This is a genomic window from Rhizobium sp. BK377 (assembly GCF_014193935.1).
Classification (GTDB): Bacteria; Pseudomonadota; Alphaproteobacteria; order Rhizobiales; family Rhizobiaceae; genus Rhizobium.
The window spans coordinates 323,383-349,360 of the sequence record NZ_JACIAC010000005.1 but is presented as its reverse complement, the minus strand read 5'-3'; the positions used below and the strand labels follow the sequence as shown (position 1 = coordinate 349,360).

The window sequence follows — 25,978 nt, the reverse complement described above, 5'->3', positions numbered from 1 at the left end:
TCACGCAAAACACGGCTGCGTGAGGGTTTTTGGCCGCGTCAAACACGATGGTAGGGGTGGCCGGAAAGGATGGTCACTGCCCGATAGAGCTGTTCGGCAATCAGCGTGCGGACGATCTGATGAGGCCATGTCATCTTGCCAAGGCAAAGGGTCATGTCGGCCCGGTCGTAGAGGGAAGGATCGAGGCCATCGGCGCCGCCGATCGCGATCGTCAGGTCGCGTTTGCCCTGATCGCGATAGGTGCCGAGGAGATTGGCGAAAGCTTCGCTGTCCAGCGCCTTGCCGCGTTCATCGAGGAGAATGAGGATGCCGCCTTCGGAGAGCGACTTCTGCAGCATCGCCGCCTCCTCGCGCTTGCGGGTCTCCGCATTGGAGGCGCGGCTTTCAGCCACTTCGGCGATACGAGAAAATTCCAGCCCGACCGCAGGACCGGCCTTGGCAAAACGGTCGAAATAACGGGCCGCAAGATCCTTTTCGGGGCCGGACTTCAGCCGTCCCACCGCAAAAAGACCAATCCGCATTCATCCGCTCCTGCTATGCCGCGCTTTGGAAGCGCAATGTGGACTTACCGGCCAGCGATTGAAAGCTGGCCCGGCCAGTTACCACGTCTCAGGCCCCGGACGAATGCCGGGCTGCCTGTCAGTGCCGCGTTTCCTCATCCATATCCGGAGCCGCCCACATCTTTTCGATGTTGTAGAACTCGCGAATTTCGGGACGGAACACATGCACGATGATGTCACCGGTATCGATCAGGATCCAGTCACCACCTTCCTGACCTTCGACGCGGGCTGTACCGAAGCCCTCGTCCTTGAGATCGGTCAGAAGATGATCGGCGATCGCCATGACATGCCTGTTCGAGCGGCCGGAGACGACAACCATGTAGTCTCCAAGCGCCGATTTTCCGGCAATGTTGATGGTGACGATATCTTCAGCTTTGGAGTCCTCGAGGCTGACGAGGACGGCTTCCAGAGCACGGGCGGCGGCATCGGCGCCACGTTCCGCACCCTTCGGGAGAACGGCAAGCGTTTTTCCCTTGGCGTGTACTGTTGTCAGTGCTTTCCCTTTCCTGGAATGACAAACCATGCACAACACGGATCCGGTACAACCGGATCATGGTTAAGATAGGCATCAAACCATTAACGTTTCAAGACGCGGCGCAGCGCGCGAACGGCGGAAAGCCGCATTTGGCGTCACGAAATCAAGATTTCGACCCTCGGTCGAGATGGAGGGGCTGTGTACAGCGTTTGCGGTAGGGCGTAAAGTGTCGATGATTTCCGCAAACACTGACCGAAATGACCAAAACTGCCAAAAATCCGCTCGCCCCCGTCCTGCGAATCACCTTTCCCGATGACGATCGCCTCGGCCACGGCAAGATGGAGCTGCTCGAGCATATCCGCGAGACAGGTTCCATCTCGGCGGCCGGCCGCGCAATGGACATGTCCTATCGCCGTGCGTGGATGCTGGTTGCCGAGATGAACCGCATGTTCAAGTCGCAGGTGGTGGAATCGCAGCGTGGCGGCCAGAAGGGTGGTGGCGCGGCACTGACGCCGTTCGGCGAGCAACTGCTGGCGCGCTTTCGCGACATGGAAAAGACGGTACGCACCAGCCTTGCCGATGATCTCGCCTGGCTGGAAAACAACCGCAATCCGCTGCCGGACGGCCGGCGCTGATCAGGCTTGCAGCGCCACCGTCTTGATAACGGCGAAAGCCAGCATGCCCTGATATAATCCCAGACGCTCGCAGGACAGGGCAGTGATGCGCGAGAGCACGGCGTCGCCGGTGCAATCGAGGCGGATCTCGACGGTTCCATCCTCCGTTGGTGAAACCTGCGTGACGGTTCCTTCCAGAATGTTGAGGGCACTCAGCCCTTCCGGCTTCCGCGTTGCCAGCATCACGTCTCGGGCGGGGATATGGATGCGCACGGGCCTGCCTATGGCCGGCGCAGCACCCGGAACATAGAGCCTGCCCGCCTTCAGCAGCACCGTCGAAATCCGATTGGCCAAATCGATATCTTCGACCGTGCCTTCCAGAACGACACCGGCTTCCTTTCGGTCTTCCGGGAGCAGCGACGAACGGCTGAGGATCTCTGTTGCGGGGCCTGCGGCTTCCACCTTGCCGTCGCGCATGACCACGACCCGATTTGCCAGGCGCGCGACTTCGGAGATCGAATGGCTGACATAGACGATCGGAATATCCATCTCGTCGCGCAGACGCTCGAGATAGGGCAGAATCTCGGCCTTGCGGGCTTCGTCCAAGGCGGCCAGGGGCTCGTCCATCAGGAGCAGGCGCGGCGAAGAAAGCAGTGCGCGACCAATCGCGACACGCTGCTTCTCGCCCCCCGACAGCTTTGAAGGGCTGCGGGCGAGCAACTGGCCGATGTCGAGCAGGTCGACGACTTGATCGAAATTTTCAATGCGTGCGGATTTCGGCGTGAACCAGGGGCCATAGGAGAGGTTTGCCCGGACGCTCAAATGCGGAAAAAGCCGCGCTTCCTGGAAGACGTAGCCGAAACGGCGGCGGTGCCGGGGAACGAAGATGCCCTTTGCTGTGTCCGTCAGCACCTCGCCGTCGAGCAGGACCCGGCCTTCGGTCGGTCGTGTGAGGCCGGCGATGATGCGGATCATGGAGGTCTTGCCGGAGCCGGAACGACCGAAGAGCGCCGTCACGCCGCGTTCGGAGGTGAAGGCGGCATCGAGCCCGAAAGCGCCAAGACGATGTCTTGCTTCGACGATGAGCGTCATTCCGGGTCGATCCTCCGGCCGGCGAGATAGGCGAGGAATTCCGAAGCGAGCAGGGCCAGCATGGAAATGGCGATGGAAATGAGGGTGAGCCGCATGGCGACGGCGTCACCACCCGGCACCTGGGTAAAGGTATAGATGGCGGTCGACAGAGTCTGCGTTTCGCCCGGGATATTGGAGACGAAGGTGATGGTGGCGCCGAACTCGCCCATCGCCTTGGCAAAGCAGAGGATCATGCCGACGATGACGCCCGGAATGATCAGCGGCAGCGTGACGGTCAGGAAGACCCAGGCCGGGCTCGCGCCGAGGGTTCCGGCCGCTTCCTCCAGCTTGCGGTCGACGGCTTCGATGGAGAGGCGGATGCTGCGCACCATCAGCGGGAAGCCCATGACGCCGCACGCGAGCGCTGCACCCGTCCAGCGGAAGGACAGTACGATGCCCAGATATTGATCTAGCAGGCTGCCGATCGGGCCGCGGCGGCCGAAAAGGACTAGCAGGATGAAGCCGGTCACGACAGGTGGCAGGATCAGCGGCAGGTGGACGATGCCATTCAGGACGGACTTGCCCCAGAAGCGGCCGCGGGCAAGCAGCAAGGCGACGAGGATGCCGAGCGGCAGGCTCGCCACCATGGCGACGAAGGAAATGCGCAGGCTCAGCAGGATCGCCGTCCATTCCTCATCGCGCAAGCCGAACATATCCAAAACGTCATCTTCTCCGAAACAGTGAAGGCCGCCGAAGCGAGCCCTTCACGCTAGGCTCTGGGCGCCGATTGCGCAATTATTCCAGGATGGTGAAACCCTGCGCCGTGAAGAATGGGGCAGCCTTGTCCGACTTCAGGAAGTCGAGATAGGCAGCGGCATCCGGGTTCTTGCTCCCGGCGAGCAGGGCGACCGGGTAGATGATCGGCGGGTGGGAATTGGCCGGGAAGGTGCCGACGATTGCAACGCCCTTATCGGCGGCCGCATCGGTCCGATAGACGATTCCGTACGGTGCTTCGCCGCGGGAAACGAGGGCGAGGGCGGCGCGCACGCTTTCTGAATAGGCAACCTTGGTCTCGACGGACTTCCAGACGCCGAGTTTGTCGAGCGCTGTCTGGCCATACTTGCCGGCCGGAACCGACTTCGGCTCACCCATGGCGAGCTTGCCGTCGCCGAGGAGGCCGGTGAGATCGAAGCCCGCCTTGATTTCAACCGGTTTCTGTTTGCCGTTTTCAGCGACCAGAACGAGGCGGTTGCCGAGCAAGTTGGAGCGTGTGTCCGCCTTGATCAGCTTTTTATCGGCGACATAGTCCATCCAGTTCAGGTCGGCAGAAATGAAGACGTCAGCCGGGGCTGCATTCTCGATCTGCTTTGCCAGTGCGCCGCTTGCCGCATAAGAAACAACGGTTTCCTTGCCACTTTCCTTGGCCCAGGCGGCGTTGGCCGCATCCAGCGCATTTTTGAGGCTTGCAGCGGCGAAGACAGCTACCTTTTCGGCGGCTGCGGCAGGCGTCGAAAGCGCTGCTGCGCCAAGCCAGATGGCCGAGATCGCGGCGGTTGCCAGTTTCATCCAGTGGCGGCGGCTCTGCATAATTTTTATCTTTCCGAATTCGAAATATTTAGACGAATATAACGCCACGTAAGCTTTGGCTAGAGTTGTATTTGGTAAAACATAACGCTGGCGGAGCGCGAATTTTCTGCACGCCGTCTCTTCACGCATTCGTGAGGTGCATGGCTCTCCTCGAGCCGAGAGCTCGTGAGGAAAAAATGTGGCGCTTCTACGTAGTAAATGACAAGAGATCTGAGGAGCCAGTTTGGATCAACCTGTTTTTGCTGATTAAATTGGCAGCGAAGGCGGTATTGTCCCACAGAGGTTTGCATTATAAGCATTGCTGCAATGCACCAACCTATATTCACCTTCTGAACAAATGTGCTAAAAGACAATCATCCGACGGCTTCTCCTCCTCCCATAGCCGTCCGATAGGATCGACAACACTCCTCCTCCCAGTTGTCGATCAAGTTTTAAGCCCGACGCACCTCCTCCCGCGTCGGGCTTTTCATTTCTGGGAACTTTCAAACAATCCGATTTATTCCGCGGCCTTGTGCTGATCGCCGTTACGAATGGCTGTCGAGCTCAAAGTCGAGCGCGGACCGTGAATGAAGGTCCAGGCGGGCGCCGGTTTTTTCCAGAGAATACGGGCATCATCCTCGTCAATGCGGGCAAAAGCAAAGGTCTTGGCCATTTTCGAGGAAAGGTAGGAGAGGGTCGAGCCTGGTCTGTCGATAACCGCGATCGGAAAGGTCCGAGCGATATTCTGCCATTTCTGCCAGCGGTGGAAATTCTCCAGGCTATCGGCGCCCATGATCCAGATGAAATGCACATGCGGATTGCGCGCCTTGACCCGGGCAAGCGTATTGGCCGTGTAGCTTACGCCAAATGCCTGCTCGAATGCCGTGACCTTAATATGCGGGTCGGTCGCGATCGCCTCGCTGCGCGCTATACGCTCCGAAAGAGGTGCCAGATAATTGCGGCTTTTCAGCGGATTGCCCGGTGTCACCATCCACCAGAGCTGATCCAGCCCCAGGCGGCGGATGGCGATTTCGGCGACCAGGACATGGCCCTCATGCGGCGGATTGAACGAGCCGCCGAACAGACCGACGATCATGCCGCGTTCGCTATGCGGCATGCGGAGATAGCGCCGGTCTACATGCTCTGTGGTCACGTCAGGGCCGCGTCTGTCCGTTGCCGCGAACGCGGTACTTGAAGGAGGTGAGCTGCTCGACGCCAACAGGACCGCGCGCATGCATCTTGCCGGTGGCGATGCCGATTTCCGCACCCATGCCGAATTCTCCGCCATCGGCAAACTGGGTGGAGGCGTTGTGCAGCAGAATGGCCGAGTCGATCTCCGTAAAGAAGCGCTCGACGACCTCAGGGTCTTCGGCAAGCACGGCTTCGGTGTGGTTCGACGAATATTTCTGGATATGGCCGATCGCGCCGGAAATGCCGTCGACGACGGCAACGGAAATGATCGCGTCCAGATATTCGGTCGACCAGTCTTCTTCGGTCGCAGGCTTGAGGCCGGAAACTACGTTGAGAACCGCGGCCGAGCCGCGAACCTCGCAGCCGGCTTCAGTCAGAACCTCGAGCAATGGTGCCAGATGCGTGCCGATGGCAGCACTGTCTACCAACAGCGTTTCAGCCGCGCCGCAGACGCCGGTGCGGCGCATCTTGGCATTGACGATGATGTTTTTTGCCATTTCGAGATCGGCGGAGGCGTCGACATAGATATGGCAGAGGCCTTCGAGATGGGCGAAAACCGGTACGCGTGCCTCACTCTGGACGCGAGCAACGAGGCTCTTGCCGCCGCGCGGTACGATGACGTCGATTGCACCATCGAGCCCGCCAAGCATCGCGCCGACAGCGGCGCGATCGGTGACGGGCACAAGCTGAATCGCATGTTCGGGCAGGCCGGCAAATTTCAAACCCTCGACCATGCAGGCATGGATCGCAGCCGAGGAACGGCGCGAATCCGAACCGCAGCGCAGGATCACCGCATTGCCGGCCTTCAGGCAGAGCGCACCGGCATCGGCCGTGACGTTCGGCCGGCTTTCGAAGATGACGCCGATGACGCCGAGTGGCGTGCGGACACGTTCGATCTTCAGGCCGTTCGGGCGCTCCCAGGCAGCAATGACTTCGCCGACAGGATCGGAAAGAGCGGCAATCGCGCGGATGCCCTCGGCCATTTCCGTGACGCGCTTGTCGTTCAGCGTCAGGCGATCGATGAAGGAGGCGAGCATGTCCGTGCCCTCGACATCCTTCAAATCTTTCGCATTTTCCGAAAGGATATGGGCTTTGTTCGCAAGGATGGCATCCGCCATGGCGTTCAGAGCCTTGTTCTTGGCATCGGTGGAAGCAAAGCCCAATGGTCGCGCGGCGGCCTTGGCCTTGCGGCCGATGTCGTTCATCAGCGCGTCAATGTCAGGGCTTAGCGCAACCGTATCAAGCATAGCTTGCGTCCTTCTTCTGCCTTTCCGATTTCGAACCGATCTGCGCCGTCATCACCATATCGTCGCGATGGACCATGGCGGCGCGGCCGGGATAACCGAGGATTGCCTCGATTTCAGCCGATTTGCGGCCGGCGATATGGCGGGCTTCTTCTGCGTCGTAGCTGACCAGCCCACGGGCGATCTCGCGGCCGGAGGGGGCGATGATCGCAACCGTATCGCCGCGGGCGAAATTGCCGGAGATGCTGCGCACGCCGGCGGGCAGCAGGCTCTTGCCGGCGCCGAGTGCGGTGACGGCACCTTCATCGAGATGCAGCATGCCGGCCGGCTGAAGCTGTCCGGCAATCCAGGTTTTGCGGGCGGTGACGGGCGTGCCCGAAGGCGCAAACCAGGAGGAGCGCGCACCGTTTTCGATTGCCGAAAGCGGGCTTTCCGTCTTGCCTGACGCGATGATCATGGCGCAGCCCGAAGTCGTCGCGATCTTGCCGGCATCGATCTTGGTGCGCATGCCGCCGCGTGAGAGTTCGGAGGCCGCACCACCGGCCATGGCTTCGATCTCGGGGGTGATTTCCTCAATGGTTTCCAGGAACTGCGCATTCGGATCGAGATGCGGCGGGGCAGTGTAGAGACCGTCGATATCGGAGAGAAGGATCAGCAGGTCCGCGCCTGTCATGGTCGCGACGCGAGCAGCCAGGCGGTCGTTATCGCCATAGCGGATTTCGCTGGTCGCGACCGTATCGTTCTCGTTGATGATCGGCACGGCGCCGATCTTCAAAAGCTGGTTGATGGTGGCGCGGGCGTTGAGATAACGGCGACGCTCTTCGGTGTCGCCGAGCGTCAGCAGGATTTGGCCGGCGACGATATCGTCGCGCGACAGGCTTTCCGACCAGGCACGTGCCAGCGCGATCTGGCCGACGGCCGCCGCCGCCTGGCTTTCCTCCAGCTTCAGGGCGCCCGAGGGAAGATCGAGCACCGAGCGGCCGAGTGCTATAGCGCCTGACGATACAACAAGGATATCGACGCCTTTGGACTTCAGCGCCGCGATATCGGCGCACATGGCATCGAGCCATGATTTCTTCAGGCCGGTCTTACGATCGACCAGGAGCGCCGAGCCGATCTTGATGACGACGCGGCGGTAGCGATCCAGCGGTTTGCGGCTACTCATCGCTCTCGTCCTCGTCGTTGAGGATCATGTCGCGATGGCGCAGCTTAGGGGTCTTGGCCGGCTTTTCCTCGGTATTGGCTTCGACGATGATGTCGCGAAGCGCGCGCAGCACTTCCGTCATTCCCTTGCCGGTGACGGCGGAAATCAGGAACGGCGTCTTGCCGCAGGCCTTGGCGAGTTCCTTCGCCTTCTTCTTCAGGGTCGCATCGTCGAGCACGTCGATCTGCGAGAGCGCGACGATTTCCGGCTTGTCGACGAGGTCGTTGCCATAGGCTTCGAGCTCGTGCTTCACCGTCTTGTAGGCCTTGCCGACCTTTTCCTCCTGGGCAGAGACGAGATGCAGCAGTACGCGCGTGCGCTCGACATGACCGAGGAAGCGGTCGCCGATGCCCACGCCCTCATGTGCGCCCTCGATAAGACCGGGAATATCGGCAAGGATGAATTCTTGGCTGTCGATGGTCGCGACACCGAGGTTCGGATGCAGCGTCGTAAAAGGATAGTTGGCGATCTTGGGGCGCGCGCGGGTGACCGAAGCGAGGAAGGTGGACTTGCCGGCATTGGGCAGGCCGACGAGACCGGCATCGGCAATCAGCTTCAGATGCAGCCAGATGGTCTTTTCCTCGCCCTCAAGTCCGGGATTGGCCCAATCCGGCGCCTGGTTGACTGAAGACTTGAAGTGAGCATTGCCGAAACCGCCGTTGCCGCCTTTTGCCAGGCAGAAGCGCTGGCCTTCCTCGGTCAGGTCGCAGATGAGGGTTTCCTGATCCTCTTCGAAGATCTGCGTGCCGACGGGAACCTTGAGCGTCACGTCGTCGCCATTGGCGCCGGTGCGGTTCTTGCCCATGCCGTGCATGCCGACCTTGGCCTTGAAGTGCTGCTGATAGCGAAAATCGATCAGCGTGTTGAGGCCATTGACGGCCTCGACCCACACATCGCCGCCGCGTCCGCCGTCGCCTCCGTCGGGCCCGCCGAACTCGATGAACTTCTCACGGCGGAAGGAAACGCTGCCCGCGCCGCCATCACCCGACCGGATATAGACCTTTGCTTCATCGAGAAATTTCATTTTACTTCCAGTACTCGGTGCGTTTGGGCGACCCCTCTTGGCCCACTCGATATAGGCGGTTCAGGCGGAGGTCAAAGAATATCGTGATTTTTGCGAGCTATAACATACAGTACGGCTTCGGTCTCGATGGCAGATACGATCTGGAACGCATCGCCGAAAGTCTTGAAGGCGCTGATGTCATCGCCCTGCAGGAGGTGACGAGAGGTTTCATTCGCAACGATTATGCCGACATGCCCGCCATCATCGCGGCCTTGTTTCCCGACCATTTCTGGGTCTATGGAGCGGCCTGCGACATCCATGTCGAGGCGCCGGAGGGCCAGGTTCCCCTGCCGCGCGGCACCCGTTTCCAGTTCGGCAATATGGTCCTGTCGCGATGGCCCATCCTGTCGACGCGAACGCTGCTTCTGCCGCGCAGCCGTACGGTCGACAAGGTCAATTTGCAGCGCGGTGCGACGGAATCCGTCATTGCCACACCTGAGGGTGCTCTCCGCGTCTATTCCGTTCATCTCGACCACGTTTCGATCGACGAGCGCATTGCGCAGCTCCACTATCTCAGCGATCGCATCAATGCGTTCATTCAGGAGGGCGCGTCGCTGACCGGAGCCTGTGAACTCGGGCTTCCTGAGCCGCTGCTGCCGGAGGATTACGTGATCATGGGCGATTTCAATATGGAGCCGGAATCGCCGGAATATTGCACCTTCGCTGGCGCTTTTGACGGGTTTTACGGCCGTACGGCGCGGATCGGCACGCCCGTCGACGCTTTTGCGGCGCTTGGCGCCTACACGCCCGGCAGCTACAGCTGGATGGATCCGGAAGATCACGGCAGGCGTATGCATATCGATTACTGTTTCGTCAGTTGCGGCCTCAAGGACCGGTTGAGATCGGCTGTCATTGATACGAATTCCCCAGGTTCGGATCATTTTCCCCTGCGGGTCGAGATCGGCGATTGAAAGGACGCCGCTTTTGCCGCGGCGTCCTCGTTAATTCAGGCCACTTTCTGCTGCTGCAGCGCGCCGGGCTGCAGCACGGTTTCGATATGGGCGACCATGGTATTGCGGGCGAAAGAGTAGATTTCGCTGCAGCCGGTCATCCGGAAACCGAGCTTTTCCTGCAGCCGGAGCGACGCAGGATTGTCGGCAAAGACGCCCGAATGAACGGGAATGTCAGGCATGCGCTGTGAGAAACGCTCCAGCGCTGCTTCCGCCGCCTCGCTCATGTAGCCGCGCTGCCAGTAGTAGCGGTTCAGCCAGTAACCGAGGTGCCAGCGGCCGTGACGGAGTTCGATCGACACATTGCCGATATGAACATCATCACTGCCGGTGATCGCCAAACTCCAGTCAGGCATGACGCCTGACGTGACCGCGATCAGCCAATCCAGCGCATCCTGCCGGTCGTAGGGAGCGGGAACGCGGGCCAGCATGCGGGTGACTGCGAAATCGGAAAGTGATTCCGCGATCGCCGGAGCGTCACTCAGCCTGTGCGGGCGAAGCGTCAGCCTTGCCGTCGTGATGACCGGCGCAGGGCCGGGCATCATGGGCTTGCTCTTGGGCCGCTGAAGGGTAACCGAACTCATGAGATTGCCCCCCAGCTTCGCAGCGATATCCAGGTCTTGCGGTCGAGCCGGTACCATTCGACCGGCACGTTGCTGCCGAGCGCCAGCGATGCGGCAAGACCGGATCCCTGGAACTGGAAGCCGCACTTCTGGATGACGCGGCGCGAGGCGACGTTCATGACCCGGCAGCGGGCATCGATCTGCTCGACCTGCTGCCGCGTCCTGAATACCATGTCGACGAGGGCATGGCAGGCCTCTGTCATATAACCCTGGTTCCAATAGGGTTCGCCGAGCCAATAGCCGATCTCGACGGTCTTTTCGTCAGTATGCGGCTCCACGCCGCAGCAGCCCATGAAGGCGCCGTTTTCGGCCTTGGTGATGGCATAGACGCACTTGCCAATCTCGCCATTTCGCGTACGCCAAACAAAGTCGGCGGCATCATTGGCGGTATAGGGGTGCGGCATACGCGATACCATGGTGGCGACTTTGGCGTTGTTGGCGAGATGGGCAAGGGCGTCAATGTCTTCCTCGTGGGGCGCGCGCATGACGAGCCTTTCCGATAACAAGACGGGGCAATCGGTCCTTAACCGCTCCGGCCTCAGCCGTTCCATGGAAGACCGCTGGTCTTCCCGGGTTGACCGTGATTGGTCGACCCTTATCAATTCGCCTTGCATGTTCAGTCCTCCTGTTTGGACAAAGAAAAAGGGGAGATGGCGCCCCATCTCCCCTGTTTTCTGGACTGAACCTGGTACGGTCAGCCGGGTCGATGAGACGCCGGCTGTTTTTGAGCGCTACCGGCTTATTCCGCTGCTTCCGCTTTCGGCATTACAGACACGTACACGCGACCATTGGCCTTCGTTCGGTAGTCCACATTGCCAGCCGTAAGCGCAAAAATGGTGTGATCCTTGCCGAGGCCGACATTGGCGCCCGGATGCCACTGCGTACCGCGCTGGCGAACGATGATGTTGCCAGCTACGACGTTCTCGCCGCCGAACTTCTTCACGCCGAGGCGCTTGGAATCGGAATCGCGACCGTTACGCGAGGAACCGCCAGCTTTTTTATGTGCCATTGGAGTTCTCCTTTAAACCTGAAACCCGTTGATCTTACTTGGCGGCCACGATGTCCGTGATGCGGACAACCGTGTGATGCTGGCGATGGCCGCGCGAACGCTTCGAATTCTGACGACGACGCTTCTTGAAGGCGATGACCTTCTTGCCGCGGGTCTGGTCGACGACTTCCGCCTTGACGGAGGCGCCGGTTACGAAGGGCGCACCGATCGCTGCGTCGGCACCTTCGCCGATCACGAGGACTTCGGTGAATTCAATGGAGTCGCCAGCGGAGGCTTCAAGCTTCTCGATGGTCAGCACGTCATTGGCTGCCACACGGTACTGCTTACCGCCGGTCTTGATGACTGCGAACATTATTTTATCCTTTCATGTTCGATCCAGCTCTCCCCGCAAAGCGCAGGTGGCTGTCTTTTTATCAGTCGAAGTTAAGCAGGGATTTCAGGGAACTAGCCCGGAACTCTGGTCTGCCGGTGAAACCCCACGCGAGCGCGAGGCGGGCAAGGGGCGGATTACTCCACTCCTATTGCGGATGCGGGATACGCGAGTGACAGAAAGGTGTCAAGGCAAAAGGATGGAAAAGCTTGAGATTTCGGCTTGCCAGCCTGTCATTTGCTCGTTATGAGAACGCCCGCGCCGAACAAGCGCCGACCAAGACCGCGGAGAGGTGGCAGAGTGGTCGAATGCACCGCACTCGAAATGCGGCATACCTGCAAGGGTATCGTGGGTTCAAATCCCACCCTCTCCGCCATACCGCCGGCAACCGATTGCAGCCCTTTGCCGATCGTCGAGCCCAAGGCATCGGCCGTCGCCAGTCTTTCACTATATTCTGGCCACAGCGTGAAGCGATTCCGATTTTTCGGATAGAGGTGGACTTTCACCACGTCATCCAGCCTTTCGCCTTTCCCCATGTTGCTGATCACAGAGACTATCGGCGAGAAGGTTGAGTCCGAGACGGACGTCAGGAGAAAGAGGGGCGTCGGGAGAAGTCAGCGGCGAGAAAGGCCCATTTGTTTTCGGGGCCTGCATAGGATGCATGAGATGCATAGGCCATTTCAACGGCTCTATAGGAAATGTCAGATTCAATGCCTGTCATGTCACCGTCTGACATTTCCCGCACGACCAATGAAAAAGCCTATGCATCTTATGTATCCTATGCGCTGAGGTATTCGAAGCCCTGTCATTTGGACTCGGAATTTCCGGCCCGATGCATATCCGGTTCGGCGAGAGCATCATGATGATGGTGATGCCGGCGTTCAATGTCTCGGAGAAGGTAGCGCTGCCGTATCTTTTGCGTAGCTCTCACAGCGATCGGAGAACAGCTTCTCGCTCAGGAAATCGACGAGCACTCGGACCTTGGGTGAGAGGTGGCGGTTGGAGGGCCAGAGCAGGTGGAACTGGGCGGGGGCATCTATGTGAGCGTCCAGCACGGTGCGCAGCCTGCCGTCGGCCAGCGGGTCGCGGGCGAGGAAATCCGGCATGCAGCCGATACCCATGCCGCTGATGGTGGCGCCGCGAAGGGCTTCCATGTTGTTGCAGGTCAGAACGGTACGGGTTCTGATTTCGGGATGGTCCGCGGTGAGGCTGAGCGGCCAGGGCTGCAGCTTTCCGGAATTGGGGAATCGGAACCGGACGCTCTGATGGCCTTGGAGATCGCGGGGACAATCCGGTGTTCCGTATTTTTCCAGATAGGCAGGCGCGGCGCATAGCAGGAGCTGAAACGGGCGAAGTGCGCGCGACATCAGTCTCGAATCTGGCAAGGTCCCGCTGCGGATTGCAACATCGACGCCCTCTTCGATCAGATCGACAATCCGGTCGTTGAAGTCGAGATCCAGTTCGACCTCCGGGTAGAGGTTCACGAATTCCGGCAGGATCGGCAGGATCAGATGGTAGCTGACCAGCGGCACGCTGACGCGCAGCCGCCCCCGAGGGGTCGCGACAGCCTGAGCGAGCGAGGCCTGGGCATCTTGCAGGTCATCAAGGATGCGCCGGCAGCGCTCGTGGAACAGGCGGCCTTCTTCGGTCAGCCGCAAGCTTCGTGTCGAGCGCTGGAACAGGCGGACGCCGAGTTGTTGTTCAAGCGCGGTCACAGCCTTGCCGACAGCGGAGGCGGAAAGGCCGAGAGCTCGGCCGGCGGCGACGAAACTTCCAAGATCCGCAGTTCTGACAAATGCCGTGAGGCCACCCAGAGGCTGGTCCATAAGTCGATCCATTCGAGCGGTTTCTTCCTTTATATGCGGAACAAACCATAGGTTATCGAAGCATTACCCTCAATTTATGCTGCTTCGCGCAATTGAAGTCCAGGCGTTTCAGCGCCGCCCGCGCCCCTCTCAGGCGCGTCCCACATTCGAACCAGCGGATATCCGATGACCGTTCCCCATAAATCCAAACCTGCAAGTATCGCGGAGAAAATCTTCGTCTTGATCGCCGTCTGCTCGGCAGCGGCGGCCATGCCTCTCACCTTTACAGGTCCCGCCGTGGCCCTGCCAGCGATCAGTGCCGAACTCGGCGGCAGCCCAATCGCTCACAACTGGGTCACCAACGCCTTCATGCTGACATTTGGCAGCACATTGATGGCGGCCGGCGCGCTGGCAGACAGCTATGGCCGCAAGCGCGTCTTCCTGTGCGGCCTTGCCGCCTTCATCCTGTTTTCCGGCGGGCTTGCCTTTTCGCCTGACATCGTCTGGTTCGACAGCCTTCGCGCGCTTCAGGGCTTCGGCTCGGCCGCGGCCTTTTCCGGCGGGATGGCATCGCTGGCACAGGAGTTCGACGGAAAGGAACGCATGCGCGCCTTCAGCCTGGTCGGAGCAAGTTTCGGTATCGGCCTGGCGTTTGGGCCGATGGCGTCGGGCATGATGATCGAGGCCTACGGGTGGCGGGCGATTTTCGCGCTCGTGGTCGGCCTCGCTATCATCGCCTTCGTCTTCGGGTCGATATTCCTGACGGAAACCCGCGACCCCGAGGCAAGAGGGCTCGACTGGCCAGGCGCGATCAGCTTCACGTTGGCCCTGTCGCTCTTTACCTATGGCGTGCTGCGGGCGCCGGAAAGCGGCTGGAGCGATGCTCTCACGCTTGGGCTCATTTTGGGCTCGGCTGCTGATGGCCGTCTTCTGCTTCATCGAGCACCTCGTAAGGCGGCCGATGCTCGATCTGACGCTTTTCCGCTATCCTCGCTTTGTCGGTGTGCAGCTTCTGGCGGCTGCTCCCGCTTATGCTTTCGTTGTCCTGCTGATCCTGCTGCCGGTGCGCTTCGTCGGCGTCGAGCGTTTGAGCGCGGTTGCCGCCGGACAGATGATGATCGCGCTTTCCGGTCCGCTTCTCATCCTGCCGGTCGCGGCCGGGCTGCTGACCCGGTGGTTGCCGGCAGCCACGATCTGCAGCGTCGGTCTCGTCATTTCGGCCGCCGGTCTTTTCTGGCTCGCACACATTCCCGTCGGTTCGGATCATGTGGCGCTTATTGCACCGCTGCTGACGATTGGTATCGGCATCAGCCTGCCCTGGGGCCTCATGGACGGGCTTGCCGTCAGTGTCGTGCCGAAGGAGCGTGCCGGCATGGCAACCGGGATCCTCAGCACGACCCGCGTCGCAGGCGAAGGGGTGGCGCTCGCCATCGTGAGTGCAGTCCTGTCCGCGCTGACGCAGTCCTATCTTGGAACAAGCCATGAAGCGACGGTGGCGGCACAGCGATTGGTGACGGGAGATCTCAATGGTGCGGGCCGGGCTCTTTCGGGCATGGGAGAACTGGAACTCATCCATGCCTATAATAGCGCCTTCGGGCTACTTCTATGGTTTTTGACCGGCATCACGATCCTGACGGCAATCGTCATTTTCACCTTCATGGGACGAGGTACCGGCGAAGCCAGGGAGGCGGCTGAAGAGTCTATCGCCGTTTGAACATATCAGGGCAGATGAACGTTTCCGCCCTTTTAACTATAGATATTGAAAAACTACTCTTACCGAAGCAATTTATCCTGCAAAATTACATCCCGCAGTAACGACTCCTAAAGTCCGGGCTGGCACTTTTATTCTCATTGGCATTGCGTATGCGTTTTTACTGGCTGGGGTTTTGCAATGAGTCGTAATCGGGATGATTGGGTCAGCCAGCGGGCATATGCTATCTGGGAAGAGGAAGGCCGGCCGCATGGTCGGGGCGAAAGCCACTGGGCGCAGGCGCTCAGGGAATTCGAACAGCTCGAGGCTACCAAGGCTTCCGCCGATGGGAGCGATCTGATCGAAAAGCTGAAGGCAGCCGGGCGCCTGATGCGAGTCTATGATGAGGCCGAGGCAAAGGACGATCAAAGCAGCCGGTGCAAGGCGGCGGGCCGCTAGGCTCGGCTGAGGCCTGCATCGCAGAGGCGCTTTTATATGCTGAATGGTAAAAGCCGCCAGCCGTCGTGCCGGCGGCTTTTTGTCGTCAGGCCGGCTTGTTCGCAAACATGGTGTGAACGGTCCACGGCTCTGTATATTCGTCGAAGCCGCCAGCCAAGCATCGCAGCTCGTTCCGGTCCTGGCCCCCGATTACTGGCGAGCGGCCCAGCTGAGACCGCGCCGGAGAATGAGGGGCATGTAGGGGTGGCTGAATTCGGCAGCGACATGGCCGAGTGCGGAATAGAAGACGCGACCCTCGCCGAAATGCCGCTTGAACACGACGGGCATCGTGACATTGCGGGCGGCGGGATCGTACTGGCCGGTGAAGGTCGTTGTGGCGAGAATTTCGACTGAGGGATCGTAGTGCAGATAATACTGCTCCGAGCGATAGTCGAAGTCCGGAATGCCTTCCATCAGCGGATCGTCCTGCCGCGTTACGGCAACCTTGAAGTCAATGATATTGCCGGGATGGGCAACCCAGGTAACGCCGGAGACGTAGCGGAAGGCTGCGCTTTCCTTGAAGGAGGTGGCAAGGCAGCCGTGATGGCCGCCAAGGCCGAGGCCGCCGCGAACGGCTTGGGTCAGGGCATCTGCGTGCGGCTTTTCCAGCTTCTCGCCGGTAATGACCGGCACCAGAAGATCGGCATTTGCGAGAAGCCGCCAGCCGAAGATGCCGAGGTCATTGGTGATTTCGACTGCAAAGCCGTCCTCGCGCAACAATTCACCAACGATATTGGCGCAGGGCTCCGGCTCGTGGCCCTGCCAGCCGCCCCAGACGATGATCGCCTTTTTCATATTTCCTCCTCTAGGCCTGATTAAGCAGGCTTTCGACGGTAACACTATAGCGCAACGGTTCGCCGGCCAGAGGTCGCTCGATCTCTTCGACCGTGAAAGCGCTGAGACGATGGGTTCATTGCCGACGTCGCTAGCGATATAACGAATGTCTTCGATGCGAAAGTCGTTGCCGGCACACTAGAGACATGGCCGGCTTTCGATGTAGCCGGCAAGCCAATCGCTCTTTCGAAAAGCATATTCCGTATAAAAGGCATCTCTAATCTTCTTATTTTTGCAAATATGTAACCGAGATAACTTTTTACTGACGCGTAACTTGTCTAAGGTCCGCGCATCTGTGGCTTGCAAAAGGTGAGATGTATGGCAGGTGAAACGGTACTCGTCGTCGGCGGCGCTGGGTATATTGGCTCGCATACGTGTCTCGATCTGGCGAACAAGGGCTACAAGCCCGTCGTCTTCGACAATTTTTCCAACGGCCATCGCGAATTCGTCAGATGGGGACCGGCGGAAGAGGGTGATATCCGCGATCGCGCCCGGCTCGATGAGGTGCTGGCAAAGCATAAGCCGTCGGCGATCCTGCATTTTGCGGCGCTGATCGAGGTCGGCGAATCGGTCAAGGATCCAGTCTCTTTTTATGAGAACAATGTCATTGGTACATTGACGCTGCTGTCGGCGGCGCAGGCGGCGGGCATCAATGCCTTCGTCTTCTCGTCCACCTGCGCGACCTATGGTCTGCCGCAGAGCGTGCCGCTCGATGAGACGCACCGCCAGGTGCCGATCAATCCCTATGGCCGCACCAAATATATCGTCGAGCAGGCGCTTGCCGATTACGACCAGTACAAGAGCCTTCGCTCCGTCGTGCTGCGCTATTTCAATGCCGCCGGTGCCGATTTCGAGGGCCGCATCGGCGAATGGCACCAGCCGGAAACGCATGCGATCCCGCTGGCGATCGATGCAGCACTCGGCCGTCGCCAGGGCTTCAAGGTCTTCGGCAGCGACTATGAGACGCGCGACGGCACCTGCGTGCGCGACTATATCCACGTTCTCGATCTTGCGGATGCACATGTGCGCGCCGTCCAATATCTGCTTGATGGCGGCGAATCCGTTGCGCTCAATCTCGGCACGGGCACCGGCACCACGGTGAAGGAGTTGCTCGGCGCCATCGAGGACGTTTCCAGGAAGCCCTTCCCGGTGGAGTATATCGGTCGCCGTGAAGGCGATTCGCACACTCTGGTCGCCAATAACGACAAGGCGCGCGACGTGCTCGGCTGGGTGCCGCAGTATGATCTCTCGCAGATCATCCAGTCGGCCTGGAACTGGCATGCGAGATCAAACCATCACTGAACGCGGGTCACGGCCCAACGTTCTCGTCATCACTGCGGATCAATGGCGCGGCGATTGTCTCTCTTCTGTGGGGCACGCCTGCGTCAGGACGCCCAATGTCGATGCCCTGGCGAAGGAGGGCACGCTCTTCCGGCGCCATTATGCCGGTGCTGCTCCCTGTTCGCCGGCGCGCGCCACGCTCTATACCGGCCTCTACCAGATGAACCACCGGGTCTGCCGGAACGGCTCGCCGCTCGACCGGCGCTTCGACAATCTGGCGCTGGCGGCAAGGCGGGCGGGCTACGATCCGACGCTGTTCGGCTACACGGACACGGCGCCCGATCCACGCGAGATGGATGCCAATGATCCGCATCTGACGACCTATGAAGGCGTGCTGCCGGGGTTTACGGTTCGCCAGCTGCTGCCCGAGCATGAAAGACAGTGGCTTTCCTGGTTGCGATCGCGCGGTCGTGCTGATGCCGTCAGCCGTGATGTCCACATTGCGGTCGGCGCTGCAGCAGGGGAGATCTCGGATGCAGCGCCAGCCTATTCACGCGAGGAGACGCAGACCGCTTTCCTGGCGGGGGAATTCATCCGCTGGATGGGCGAGCAGGATTCACCATGGTTCGCGCATATTTCCTTCCTGCGGCCGCATCCGCCCTTCTCTGTACCTGAACCGTTCAACCGCATGTTCAAGCCGGGTGAAGGTCCGGCCTTTGCACGCGCGACAGACCGCGAGATGGAACAGCAAGGCCATCCCTATCTCGCCTATGCCATGCCGCGTGCCGGCAAGGGCAGTTTCATCCAGGGGGCGGAAGGGCCGCTCAGCGACTGGACCGCTACCGATTTCGATGCCATCAGGTCGATCTACTACGGTATGATCGCAGAGGTGGATGACCAGCTCGGTCGTATCTGGCAAGCGCTGAAAGACGCAGGCACCTGGGACGACACGATCGTCGTGTTCACGTCCGATCACGCCGAGATGGCGGGCGATCACTGGACGCTCGGCAAGGGCGGCTATTTCGACGGCAGCTATCATATTCCGCTCGTCATCCGCGATCCTGGCGCGGCTTCTTCCGGGGGTGTCGTCCAGAATTTCACCAGTGCTGCCGATGTATTCCCGACGCTCTGCGATCGGCTGGGCATCAGACCTGCCAATGGCATCGACGGGCACTCGCTTGTGCCTTTCCTCGATGGCGGCGTGGCGCCCGGCTGGCGGGATGCGGCTTTCTGGGAATTCGATTTCCGGGATATCGCGCATGGCGAGGCGGAGCGGCATTTCGGCCTTCGGTCGAACGAGCTGAATCTTGCCGTCATCCGCGACAACAGGTTCAAATACGTGCATTTCACGGCATTGCCGGCGCTGCTCTTCGATCTTTCCGAGGATCCGATGGAACTGCGCAATCTTGCCGATGATCCGGCCTATGCTTCGGTGCGGCTCACCTACGCAGAACGGCTGCTGTCGCTCAGGGCACGACATCTGGATCAGACGCTTGCCTACACCGAACTGACGGAAAAAGGGCCGGTAACGTACCGACCCTGATAAGCGTCAGAAATTTCCAAGGAAATCCCGCTTGCCGACGGGCGCACCCTGGTTGCGCAGGATGGCATGTGCCGTTGTCACGTGGAAGTAGAAGTTCGGCAATGCGAAGAGGGCGACATATTCGATGCCCGGCACGACCGAACCGTTGCGGCCGGGTATGGTTATATCCCTGACGTCGCTGCCTTCCAAAGCCTCCGGCGAGAAGCTGGCGAGATAGGCTTCCGTCTTCGCCATGCGCTCGCGCAGCTCTGCGATCGTGGTTTCATTGTCCTCGAATTTCGGTGCGTCGGTTGCAGTCAGTCGGGAGAGCGCAAATTTAGCGGTGTCGCTGGCACGCTGATACTGGCCGGAAAGCGGCAGCATGTCCGGGGCGAGACGCGCGTTCACGAGAATGGTGGGATCGATCTTCTTTTCTTCGGCAAGCGCTTCTGCCTTGTCGAGGTAGGTTTTCAGGCTGGCAATGCCGCGCAGGAACATCGGCACGGTCAGGCGATACATCGAAATGGACATCTGTCCTGTCTCCAAAAATCTTCAAGCAAACAGCCCGTGTGCGCGGGCCGCTATGGACTTCGACTAGATGGGGATTTCTAGGACGATCACAATAAGCGTTTGTGACGGTTTGCCGTCCATCGTGGCTGGAGTGCAACGGGCCGATCATCCAGAATTCACCGCGGTACCCAGTCCCTGCGCTGCAATGGTGTCCGAAATCGGCAAAGAGGCTTGACGCCGTTTCGATAAAATGGAATGAATATTCCGCAGAGCAAATTTTACGGTTTGTTTGTTCCGTTTTGACGGAGCCGTCGCGGGAGAGGCGGTGCGGGATTGAGGTCCGCAGATGGATGTCTGGGACTCCGGCGTGAGGAGGGTGCAGCCGGGCACCGTTTTGTGGAGGAAAATGCAATGAAAAAATTCATCCTGGGCACTGCGATGGCGCTCGTCCTGTCGACGGCCGCACACGCGGAAACCGTCGGCGTTTCGATGGCCAAGTTCGACGACAACTTCCTGACCGTCCTGCGCAACGGCATGACCGATTATGCAAAGACCCTTAAGGGGGTCACACTGCAGGTTGAAGACGCACAGAATGACGTTTCCAAGCAGCAGAGCCAGATCCAGAATTTCATCGCCTCTAAGGTCGACGCGATCATCGTCAACCCCGTCGATACCGATGCGACGACGGCAATGTCGAAGCTTGCTGCCGATGCAGGCATTCCGCTGGTTTACGTCAACCGTCAGCCGGTTAACGTCGATACGCTGCCGGACAAGCAGGCTTTCGTCGCTTCCAACGAGCAGGAATCCGGCACGCTGGAAACCAAGGAAATCTGCCGTATTCTCGGCGGCAAGGGCAAAGCCGTCGTCATCATGGGCGAACTCTCCAACCAGGCTGCGCGGATGCGCACCCAGGACGTTCACGACGTCGTCAAGACCGATGAATGCAAGGGACTGGAGATCGTGGAAGAGCAGACGGCAAACTGGGATCGCACCCAGGGCGCCGACCTGATGACCAACTGGCTCTCCAGCGGCATCGAGTTCGACGCCGTGATCTCCAACAACGACGAAATGGCGATCGGCGCCATCCAGGCGCTGAAAGCGGCCGGCAAGGATATGAAGAAGGTCGTTATCGGCGGTGTCGACGCCACGCAGGACGCGCTTGCCGCAATGCAGGCCGGCGACCTTGACGTCACCGTGTTCCAGGATGCCGCCGGCCAGGGTAAGGGCGCGCTCGATACGGCACTCAAGATTGCCAAGGGCGAAAAGGTCGAGAAGAAGGTCTACATTCCCTTCCAGCTCGTCACGCCTGCCAACGTCAAGGACTTTGTCTCCAAGAACTGAGGCAAACGCCAAGCAGGATGCGGGCTCTGCCCGCATCCTTTCAGCCTGTCCGTATCCGGAGGAGATGATATGGCCGTCAGCCCGTCAACCATGGCCGCCGTGCGCGCAAGTGGCGCAGTTCCGAATGCGGAATATCTTTTGAGCGCAGAAGGCGTGCGCAAGGAATTTCCCGGGGTGGTCGCGCTCGACGACGTGCAGTTCCGGCTGAAGCGCGCTTCCGTGCATGCTCTGATGGGCGAAAACGGCGCCGGCAAATCGACGCTGATGAAGATCCTCGCCGGCATCTATACGCCCGACAAGGGCGATATCCGGCTGAAGGGGGTCGAAATCCGGTTGAAATCGCCGCTCGATGCGCTGGAAAACGGCATCGCCATGATCCATCAGGAACTGAACCTGATGCCGTTCATGACGGTCGCCGAAAATATCTGGATTCGCCGCGAGCCGAAGAACCGTTTCGGTTTCGTCGATCACGGCGTGATGCATCGCATGACCGAGGAGCTGTTTGCGCGGCTCAACATCGCAATCGACCCCGATATCGAGGTCCGCTACCTCTCGGTCGCAAACCGGCAGATGGTCGAGATTGCCAAGGCGGTTTCCTATAATTCCGACGTGCTCATCATGGACGAGCCGACCTCGGCGCTGACGGAGCGCGAAGTCGAGCATCTTTTCCGTATTATCCGCGATCTGAGAGCCCAGGGCATCGGCATCGTCTACATCACTCACAAGATGAACGAGCTTTTCGAGATCGCCGATGAGTTTTCCGTCTTCCGCGACGGTCGCTATATCGGCACGCATGCGTCGACGCAGGTCACCCGTGACGACATCATCCGCATGATGGTCGGGCGCGAGATCACCCAGATGTTCCCCAAGGAAGAGGTGCCGATCGGCGAGGTCGTCCTCTCCGTCAGGGATCTCTGTCTCAACAGAGTTTTCCAGAACGTTTCCTTCGAGGTGAGAGCCGGCGAGATTCTCGGCGTGGCGGGCCTCGTCGGCTCCGGACGGTCGAATGTGGCTGAAACGCTTTTTGGGGTGACGCCGGCAAGCTCCGGCTCGATCGAGCTGTTTGGCAAGCCGGTGACGATTTCCTCACCGACCGAGGCTATCCGCCACCGGATGGCGTTCCTGACCGAGGACCGGAAAGATACGGGGTGCCTGCTGATCCTCGATATTCTGGAGAACATGCAGATCGCCGTCCTGCAGGATAGGTTTGTCAAGGCTGGCTTCGTGCAGCAGGGCGCAGTCGAAGCGACCTGTGAAGACATGGCAAAAAGGCTGCGGGTGAAAACGCCCAATCTTTACGAGCGCGTCGAAAATCTTTCCGGTGGCAATCAGCAGAAGGTGCTGATCGGGCGCTGGCTGCTTACTCACCCAAAGATTCTGATCCTCGATGAGCCGACGCGCGGCATCGATGTCGGCGCCAAGGCGGAAATTCACCGGCTGGTCACGGAAATGGCGCGCAACGGCGTGGCGATCATCATGATCTCGTCGGAGATGCCAGAAGTCCTCGGAATGAGCGACCGCATCATGGTCATGCATGAAGGACGCGTGACCGGTTTCCTCAATCGCGATGAAGCAACGCAGATCAAGGTGATGGAGCTGGCTGCGCAGTGATGCGCGCCTGTGATCACCCAAGGGAGGTTTGACATGAATACCACGGCAGCAGAGAGTCCGGCTCCGCTCGCAACTCGGCCGAGACGGCGGCGCATGCCGCCGGAGCTCAGCATTTTCCTCGTGCTTGTTGGCATCGCGCTGGTCTATGAAGTGCTGGGCTGGCTGTTCATCGGCCAGAGCTTCCTCCTGAATTCGCAGCGCCTGACGATCATGATCCTGCAGGTCTCTGTGATCGGCATCATTGCCGTCGGCGTCACCCAAGTCATCATCACGGGTGGCATCGATCTTTCGTCGGGCTCGGTCGTTGGCATGACGGCGATGATCGCGACGAGCTTCGCGCAGTCCTCCACCTGGGGGCGGGCTGTTTTTCCTTCGCTGACCGATCTGCCTGCTCTTGTGCCGATCGTGATCGGCCTGCTGATCGGGGCGGTCGCCGGCCTCATAAACGGCTCGCTCATCGCTTATACGAAGATCCCGCCGTTCATCGCGACGCTCGGCATGTTCGTGTCGGCCAGAGGCGTCGCGAAGTGGTATACGAAGGGGCAGCCGGTTTCAGGGATCACCGAACAGTTCCATTTCATCGGAACCAAGGCATGGCCAGTCGTCGTCTTCCTCGTCGTCGCGCTTATCTTCCACATTGCGTTGCGTTACACGCGCTACGGAAAGTTCACCTATGCGATCGGCGCCAATCCGCAGGCTGCACGCGTTTCCGGCATCAATATCGAGGCGCATCTCGTCAAGGTCTATGTGATTGCGGGACTGCTGGCCGGTCTTGCCGGTATCGTCACGGCAGCGCGCGCCGAAACCGCGCAGGCGAGCATGGGTGTCGGATATGAACTCGACGCGATCGCTGCGACCGTGATCGGCGGCACATCGCTGACCGGCGGCGTCGGGCGCATCACCGGCACCGTCATCGGCACCGTCATCCTCGGTGTCATGACGTCAGGCTTCACTTTTCTCAGGATCGACGCCTACTATCAGGAAATCGTCAAGGGTGTCATCATCGTTGCGGCCGTCGTTATCGACGTCTACAGACAGAAGAAACGGACCAAGCACTGAACCGGAAAAGGGGGCTTCGAGCCCCCTTCATCGTTTCATGGGGAATGGCTGCGATCACGACGAAGGATCAAGGGCCCCCGATGTCTTCAGATGGTGCGTGAGTTTCTGGCGATCACCCAAAATCATCTCGGAAGGAATAGCGGCGGGATAGAAGAGGGCGATTTCAAGTCCCTTCGCGATAGCGTCATCCGTTGGTCCCGGCAACTCTTCCTCACGCATCCGTGCTGTGAAGACGGTGAGCAGAAAATCGAAGGTTTCGCCTTGTGGTGAGATAAACCTTTTTCGTTCGACTTCGATCAGATCCACCAGATCCAAAGACACGCCGATCTCTTCCATTATCTCCCGGCGAAATGCGGCGGAGAAATCCTCGCCTTCTTCGACCGTTCCACCCGGCAGAGACCAGCCTGCATGCATACCGCTTCTCTTCGCCAGGACGATTTGACCTCTGGCATTATGAATGATGCCGATCGCTCCGCCCAACGCCCGACGGGAAAAGTGCTTGTGTTTCTGTGCCTCAAAATCAGCTTCCGGCAAGGGCTGATCGGCCGTCGACAGCCTGGCACGCGGGTATTGTCGGATAAGCGTTTGGAAAATTTCCTTGCTCATGGGGTTCTTTCAGGTCACCGGCAAAAGGAATTCCACGGCGATTGGGCCTGCGGGCTGCGCCATTGACGGTACTTGTGTCGCTCTGCTTCTGCATCGCAAAATTGCATGGCTTCCACAGCGCGCCTTTGTAAAAAAAGAGGTGGCGCTTTCCGTCAGCTTTTCTATTCTTGCCGCTTCGATCCGCCCGTTCGGGCAGTGCAGGAAAGCAGATGCAACTCGTATTCGACGGTCATAACGACGTTCTCCTTCGACTCTGGTCTCATGCGAAAGACGGAAGTGATCCGGTCGCGGAATTTGCTGATGGCACGACGGCAGGTCATATAGATGCTCCGCGTTCAAAGGCCGGCGGTCTGGCGGGCGGCCTTTGTGCCATCTACATTCCCTCGGGCGATCTGGTTTTTGCCGATCCCGATGCGAATGGCCATTATGCGACGCCGCTTGCCGCTCCGCTTGATCCCCTGCCCTCGCTTGCCATAGCCACAGAGATGGCGGCGATCGCGCTCAGACTCGACCGTGCCGGTGCCTGGCGACTTTGCCGCTCGGTTCAGGATATCCGCAAGGCGATGGCGTCGGGCGTTTTTGCCGCTGTCATGCATATGGAGGGCTGCGAGGCGATCGGCGCCGATCTCGCTGCTCTGGATGTTTTTTATGCCGCCGGGCTGCGTTCGCTCGGCCCGGTATGGAGCCGGCACAATATCTTTGGGCACGGCGTGCCCTTTGCCTTCCCGAGCTCACCGGATACGGCGCCGGGTTTGACGGAAGCCGGCTTTGCGCTGGTGCGCGAGTGCAACCGCCTCGGCATCCTGATCGATCTCGCCCACATCACCGAGAAGGGTTTCTGGGATGTGGCGCAGACGAGTGACCAGCCGCTCGTCGCCAGCCATTCCAACGTCCATGCGCTGACGCCGGTCGCCCGCAACCTCACCGACAGGCAGCTCGATGCGATCCGTGAGCGGCGCGGCCTCGTCGGCGTGAACTATGCGACGGCGATGCTTCGTCCTGACGGCCGCTCCGATGCCGATACGCCGCTTTCCGACATGATCCGCCATATCGATTACCTCGTGAACCGGGTCGGAATCGATTGCGTGGCGCTCGGTTCGGACTTTGACGGTGCTACCATTCCGGAAGAAATCGGTGATGCCTCGGGCAACCAGAGGCTGATTGCCGCTCTCCGGCAAGCTGGCTATGGTGCGGAGGACTTGACCAAAATGGCCAGCGAAAACTGGCTTCGCATTCTGGCTTCGGCGTGGAGGGAAGAGGACGCCTGAGACCAAATAATAC

Annotated in this window: 26 protein-coding genes, 1 tRNA gene and 1 pseudogene; 11 read left to right on the top strand and 17 right to left on the bottom strand. The window is 59.8% G+C overall.

Annotated features, from left to right (window positions below; all coding sequences use genetic code 11):
* Positions 1 to 38: 38 nt before the first annotated feature.
* Positions 39 to 521 carry a 23S rRNA (pseudouridine(1915)-N(3))-methyltransferase RlmH gene (rlmH, locus tag FHT92_RS21285; protein WP_183749761.1) on the bottom strand — a complete coding sequence of 161 codons (483 nt, stop codon included), beginning with the start codon at positions 519 to 521 and terminating at the stop codon, positions 39 to 41.
* A gap of 118 nt (positions 522 to 639) precedes the next feature.
* Positions 640 to 1,083: a ribosome silencing factor gene (rsfS, locus tag FHT92_RS21280; protein WP_183749762.1), complete on the bottom strand. Its 444-nt coding sequence runs from the start codon at positions 1,081 to 1,083 to the stop codon at positions 640 to 642.
* 209 nt (positions 1,084 to 1,292) lie between these two features.
* Between rsfS and FHT92_RS21275 the strand changes: the two genes are divergently transcribed.
* Positions 1,293 to 1,670, top strand: coding sequence for a winged helix-turn-helix domain-containing protein (locus FHT92_RS21275; RefSeq protein ID WP_183749763.1), 378 nt, complete (start codon positions 1,293 to 1,295; stop codon positions 1,668 to 1,670).
* Here the strand turns inward: FHT92_RS21275 and modC are convergent, their stop codons facing one another.
* The 7 genes from modC to obgE form a co-directional block, all read right to left on the bottom strand.
* Positions 1,671 to 2,741, bottom strand: coding sequence for a molybdenum ABC transporter ATP-binding protein (gene modC, locus FHT92_RS21270; RefSeq protein WP_183829029.1), 1,071 nt, complete (start codon positions 2,739 to 2,741; stop codon positions 1,671 to 1,673). It lies immediately after the preceding gene.
* The gene (gene modB / locus FHT92_RS21265) at positions 2,738 to 3,439 is read right to left on the bottom strand and encodes a molybdate ABC transporter permease subunit (RefSeq protein WP_183829026.1); all 702 of its coding nucleotides are present in this window, start codon (positions 3,437 to 3,439) and stop codon (positions 2,738 to 2,740) included. The genes modC and modB overlap by 4 nt, the downstream gene beginning before the upstream one ends.
* A gap of 76 nt (positions 3,440 to 3,515) precedes the next feature.
* Positions 3,516 to 4,307: a molybdate ABC transporter substrate-binding protein gene (gene modA / locus FHT92_RS21260; RefSeq protein ID WP_183829023.1), complete on the bottom strand. Its 792-nt coding sequence runs from the start codon at positions 4,305 to 4,307 to the stop codon at positions 3,516 to 3,518.
* A 496-nt stretch (positions 4,308 to 4,803) separates the two neighbouring features.
* The gene (locus FHT92_RS21255; protein WP_246715438.1) at positions 4,804 to 5,403 is read right to left on the bottom strand and encodes a nicotinate-nucleotide adenylyltransferase; all 600 of its coding nucleotides are present in this window, start codon (positions 5,401 to 5,403) and stop codon (positions 4,804 to 4,806) included.
* A gap of 37 nt (positions 5,404 to 5,440) precedes the next feature.
* Entirely contained in the window at positions 5,441 to 6,724 is a 1,284-nt protein-coding gene (locus tag FHT92_RS21250) for a glutamate-5-semialdehyde dehydrogenase (RefSeq protein ID WP_183829020.1), read from the bottom strand.
* Positions 6,717 to 7,886 carry a glutamate 5-kinase gene (gene proB / locus FHT92_RS21245; protein WP_183829018.1) on the bottom strand — a complete coding sequence of 390 codons (1,170 nt, stop codon included), beginning with the start codon at positions 7,884 to 7,886 and terminating at the stop codon, positions 6,717 to 6,719. The genes FHT92_RS21250 and proB overlap by 8 nt, the downstream gene beginning before the upstream one ends.
* Positions 7,879 to 8,949 (bottom strand): GTPase ObgE, encoded by a 1,071-nt coding sequence (gene obgE / locus FHT92_RS21240; protein WP_183749770.1) that lies wholly within the window; start codon positions 8,947 to 8,949, stop codon positions 7,879 to 7,881. Before obgE ends, proB begins: the two co-directional genes overlap by 8 nt.
* A gap of 83 nt (positions 8,950 to 9,032) precedes the next feature.
* Between obgE and FHT92_RS21235 the strand changes: the two genes are divergently transcribed.
* A complete protein-coding gene (locus FHT92_RS21235; protein ID WP_183829015.1) occupies positions 9,033 to 9,899 on the top strand; it encodes an endonuclease/exonuclease/phosphatase family protein in 867 nt (288 codons plus the stop codon).
* A gap of 35 nt (positions 9,900 to 9,934) precedes the next feature.
* On the opposite strand, the gene FHT92_RS21230 is transcribed toward FHT92_RS21235, so the two are convergent.
* The 4 genes from FHT92_RS21230 to rplU all read right to left on the bottom strand — a co-directional run bounded on the left by FHT92_RS21230 (position 9,935) and on the right by rplU (position 11,922).
* Positions 9,935 to 10,522, bottom strand: coding sequence for a GNAT family N-acetyltransferase (locus FHT92_RS21230; protein WP_183829012.1), 588 nt, complete (start codon positions 10,520 to 10,522; stop codon positions 9,935 to 9,937).
* Complete coding sequence (locus FHT92_RS21225; protein ID WP_183829009.1) at positions 10,519 to 11,175, bottom strand: GNAT family N-acetyltransferase; 657 nt, start codon at positions 11,173 to 11,175, stop codon at positions 10,519 to 10,521. Before FHT92_RS21225 ends, FHT92_RS21230 begins: the two co-directional genes overlap by 4 nt.
* A gap of 125 nt (positions 11,176 to 11,300) precedes the next feature.
* Entirely contained in the window at positions 11,301 to 11,570 is a 270-nt protein-coding gene (gene rpmA / locus FHT92_RS21220) for a 50S ribosomal protein L27 (RefSeq protein ID WP_007824841.1), read from the bottom strand.
* A 34-nt stretch (positions 11,571 to 11,604) separates the two neighbouring features.
* Positions 11,605 to 11,922, bottom strand: a complete 318-nt coding sequence (gene rplU, locus FHT92_RS21215; RefSeq protein WP_183829006.1) for a 50S ribosomal protein L21 — start codon at positions 11,920 to 11,922, stop codon at positions 11,605 to 11,607.
* Between the two features lie 304 nt (positions 11,923 to 12,226).
* Between rplU and FHT92_RS21210 the strand changes: the two genes are divergently transcribed.
* Positions 12,227 to 12,316: transfer RNA gene (locus FHT92_RS21210), tRNA-Ser, on the top strand.
* A 505-nt stretch (positions 12,317 to 12,821) separates the two neighbouring features.
* Here the strand turns inward: FHT92_RS21210 and FHT92_RS21205 are convergent.
* On the bottom strand, positions 12,822 to 13,766 hold the full coding sequence (locus tag FHT92_RS21205) for a LysR family transcriptional regulator (protein ID WP_183829210.1): 945 nt from the start codon (positions 13,764 to 13,766) through the stop codon (positions 12,822 to 12,824).
* Between the two features lie 165 nt (positions 13,767 to 13,931).
* On the opposite strand from FHT92_RS21205, the pseudogene FHT92_RS21200 reads away from it, so the two are divergent.
* Together FHT92_RS21200 and FHT92_RS21195 are read left to right on the top strand one after the other, a co-directional pair.
* Positions 13,932 to 15,459, top strand: a pseudogene (locus FHT92_RS21200) (MFS transporter).
* Between the two features lie 177 nt (positions 15,460 to 15,636).
* Entirely contained in the window at positions 15,637 to 15,894 is a 258-nt protein-coding gene (locus FHT92_RS21195; RefSeq protein WP_183749776.1) for a DUF2934 domain-containing protein, read from the top strand.
* Positions 15,895 to 16,083: 189 nt separating this feature from the next.
* Here the strand turns inward: FHT92_RS21195 and FHT92_RS21190 are convergent, their stop codons facing one another.
* Positions 16,084 to 16,728: a ThuA domain-containing protein gene (locus FHT92_RS21190; protein WP_183829003.1), complete on the bottom strand. Its 645-nt coding sequence runs from the start codon at positions 16,726 to 16,728 to the stop codon at positions 16,084 to 16,086.
* 357 nt (positions 16,729 to 17,085) lie between these two features.
* Between FHT92_RS21190 and galE the strand changes: the two genes are divergently transcribed.
* Both galE and FHT92_RS21180 read left to right on the top strand, forming a co-directional pair.
* Complete coding sequence (gene galE, locus FHT92_RS21185) at positions 17,086 to 18,069, top strand: UDP-glucose 4-epimerase GalE (protein WP_007824880.1); 984 nt, start codon at positions 17,086 to 17,088, stop codon at positions 18,067 to 18,069.
* Entirely contained in the window at positions 18,047 to 19,591 is a 1,545-nt protein-coding gene (locus tag FHT92_RS21180) for an alkaline phosphatase family protein (RefSeq protein WP_183828999.1), read from the top strand. Before galE ends, FHT92_RS21180 begins: the two co-directional genes overlap by 23 nt.
* Positions 19,592 to 19,597: 6 nt before the next feature.
* On the opposite strand, the gene FHT92_RS21175 is transcribed toward FHT92_RS21180, so the two are convergent.
* Positions 19,598 to 20,101, bottom strand: a complete 504-nt coding sequence (locus tag FHT92_RS21175; RefSeq protein ID WP_183749779.1) for a DUF1993 family protein — start codon at positions 20,099 to 20,101, stop codon at positions 19,598 to 19,600.
* Positions 20,102 to 20,491: 390 nt separating this feature from the next.
* On the opposite strand from FHT92_RS21175, the gene FHT92_RS21170 reads away from it, so the two are divergent.
* The 3 genes from FHT92_RS21170 to FHT92_RS21160 all read left to right on the top strand — a co-directional run bounded on the left by FHT92_RS21170 (position 20,492) and on the right by FHT92_RS21160 (position 24,091).
* Positions 20,492 to 21,421, top strand: a complete 930-nt coding sequence (locus FHT92_RS21170) for a sugar ABC transporter substrate-binding protein (protein ID WP_183749780.1) — start codon at positions 20,492 to 20,494, stop codon at positions 21,419 to 21,421.
* Positions 21,422 to 21,490: 69 nt separating this feature from the next.
* Positions 21,491 to 23,032: a sugar ABC transporter ATP-binding protein gene (locus tag FHT92_RS21165; RefSeq protein ID WP_183749781.1), complete on the top strand. Its 1,542-nt coding sequence runs from the start codon at positions 21,491 to 21,493 to the stop codon at positions 23,030 to 23,032.
* 33 nt (positions 23,033 to 23,065) lie between these two features.
* Positions 23,066 to 24,091, top strand: coding sequence for an ABC transporter permease (locus FHT92_RS21160; RefSeq protein ID WP_183828997.1), 1,026 nt, complete (start codon positions 23,066 to 23,068; stop codon positions 24,089 to 24,091).
* Between the two features lie 54 nt (positions 24,092 to 24,145).
* Here the strand turns inward: FHT92_RS21160 and FHT92_RS21155 are convergent, their stop codons facing one another.
* Positions 24,146 to 24,697, bottom strand: a complete 552-nt coding sequence (locus FHT92_RS21155; protein ID WP_183828993.1) for an NUDIX hydrolase — start codon at positions 24,695 to 24,697, stop codon at positions 24,146 to 24,148.
* Between the two features lie 209 nt (positions 24,698 to 24,906).
* On the opposite strand from FHT92_RS21155, the gene FHT92_RS21150 reads away from it, so the two are divergent.
* On the top strand, positions 24,907 to 25,965 hold the full coding sequence (locus FHT92_RS21150; protein WP_183828990.1) for a dipeptidase: 1,059 nt from the start codon (positions 24,907 to 24,909) through the stop codon (positions 25,963 to 25,965).
* Positions 25,966 to 25,978: the final 13 nt, after the last annotated feature.

Bases quoted from the DNA above. Each gene is read 5' to 3' on its own strand.
- FHT92_RS21160 (WP_183828997.1), top strand. From the start codon at position 23,066: ATGAATACCACGGCAGCAGAGAGTCCGGCTCCGCTCGCAACTCGGCCG.
- FHT92_RS21250 (WP_183829020.1), bottom strand. From the start codon at position 6,724: ATGCTTGATACGGTTGCGCTAAGCCCTGACATTGACGCGCTGATGAAC.
- obgE (WP_183749770.1), bottom strand. From the start codon at position 8,949: ATGAAATTTCTCGATGAAGCAAAGGTCTATATCCGGTCGGGTGATGGC.
- modA (WP_183829023.1), bottom strand. From the start codon at position 4,307: ATGCAGAGCCGCCGCCACTGGATGAAACTGGCAACCGCCGCGATCTCG.
- FHT92_RS21180 (WP_183828999.1), top strand. From the start codon at position 18,047: ATGCGAGATCAAACCATCACTGAACGCGGGTCACGGCCCAACGTTCTC.
- FHT92_RS21155 (WP_183828993.1), bottom strand. From the start codon at position 24,697: ATGAGCAAGGAAATTTTCCAAACGCTTATCCGACAATACCCGCGTGCC.
- FHT92_RS21255 (WP_246715438.1), bottom strand. From the start codon at position 5,403: ATGCCGCATAGCGAACGCGGCATGATCGTCGGTCTGTTCGGCGGCTCG.
- FHT92_RS21205 (WP_183829210.1), bottom strand. From the start codon at position 13,766: ATGGACCAGCCTCTGGGTGGCCTCACGGCATTTGTCAGAACTGCGGAT.
- rlmH (WP_183749761.1), bottom strand. From the start codon at position 521: ATGCGGATTGGTCTTTTTGCGGTGGGACGGCTGAAGTCCGGCCCCGAA.
- FHT92_RS21150 (WP_183828990.1), top strand. From the start codon at position 24,907: ATGCAACTCGTATTCGACGGTCATAACGACGTTCTCCTTCGACTCTGG.
- galE (WP_007824880.1), top strand. From the start codon at position 17,086: ATGGCAGGTGAAACGGTACTCGTCGTCGGCGGCGCTGGGTATATTGGC.
- FHT92_RS21165 (WP_183749781.1), top strand. From the start codon at position 21,491: ATGGCCGTCAGCCCGTCAACCATGGCCGCCGTGCGCGCAAGTGGCGCA.
- FHT92_RS21170 (WP_183749780.1), top strand. From the start codon at position 20,492: ATGAAAAAATTCATCCTGGGCACTGCGATGGCGCTCGTCCTGTCGACG.
- FHT92_RS21190 (WP_183829003.1), bottom strand. From the start codon at position 16,728: ATGAAAAAGGCGATCATCGTCTGGGGCGGCTGGCAGGGCCACGAGCCG.
- FHT92_RS21230 (WP_183829012.1), bottom strand. From the start codon at position 10,522: ATGAGTTCGGTTACCCTTCAGCGGCCCAAGAGCAAGCCCATGATGCCC.
- rpmA (WP_007824841.1), bottom strand. From the start codon at position 11,570: ATGGCACATAAAAAAGCTGGCGGTTCCTCGCGTAACGGTCGCGATTCC.
- rsfS (WP_183749762.1), bottom strand. From the start codon at position 1,083: ATGGTTTGTCATTCCAGGAAAGGGAAAGCACTGACAACAGTACACGCC.
- FHT92_RS21195 (WP_183749776.1), top strand. From the start codon at position 15,637: ATGAGTCGTAATCGGGATGATTGGGTCAGCCAGCGGGCATATGCTATC.
- FHT92_RS21175 (WP_183749779.1), bottom strand. From the start codon at position 20,101: ATGTCCATTTCGATGTATCGCCTGACCGTGCCGATGTTCCTGCGCGGC.
- rplU (WP_183829006.1), bottom strand. From the start codon at position 11,922: ATGTTCGCAGTCATCAAGACCGGCGGTAAGCAGTACCGTGTGGCAGCC.
- modC (WP_183829029.1), bottom strand. From the start codon at position 2,741: ATGACGCTCATCGTCGAAGCAAGACATCGTCTTGGCGCTTTCGGGCTC.
- FHT92_RS21275 (WP_183749763.1), top strand. From the start codon at position 1,293: ATGACCAAAACTGCCAAAAATCCGCTCGCCCCCGTCCTGCGAATCACC.
- FHT92_RS21225 (WP_183829009.1), bottom strand. From the start codon at position 11,175: ATGCAAGGCGAATTGATAAGGGTCGACCAATCACGGTCAACCCGGGAA.
- proB (WP_183829018.1), bottom strand. From the start codon at position 7,886: ATGAGTAGCCGCAAACCGCTGGATCGCTACCGCCGCGTCGTCATCAAG.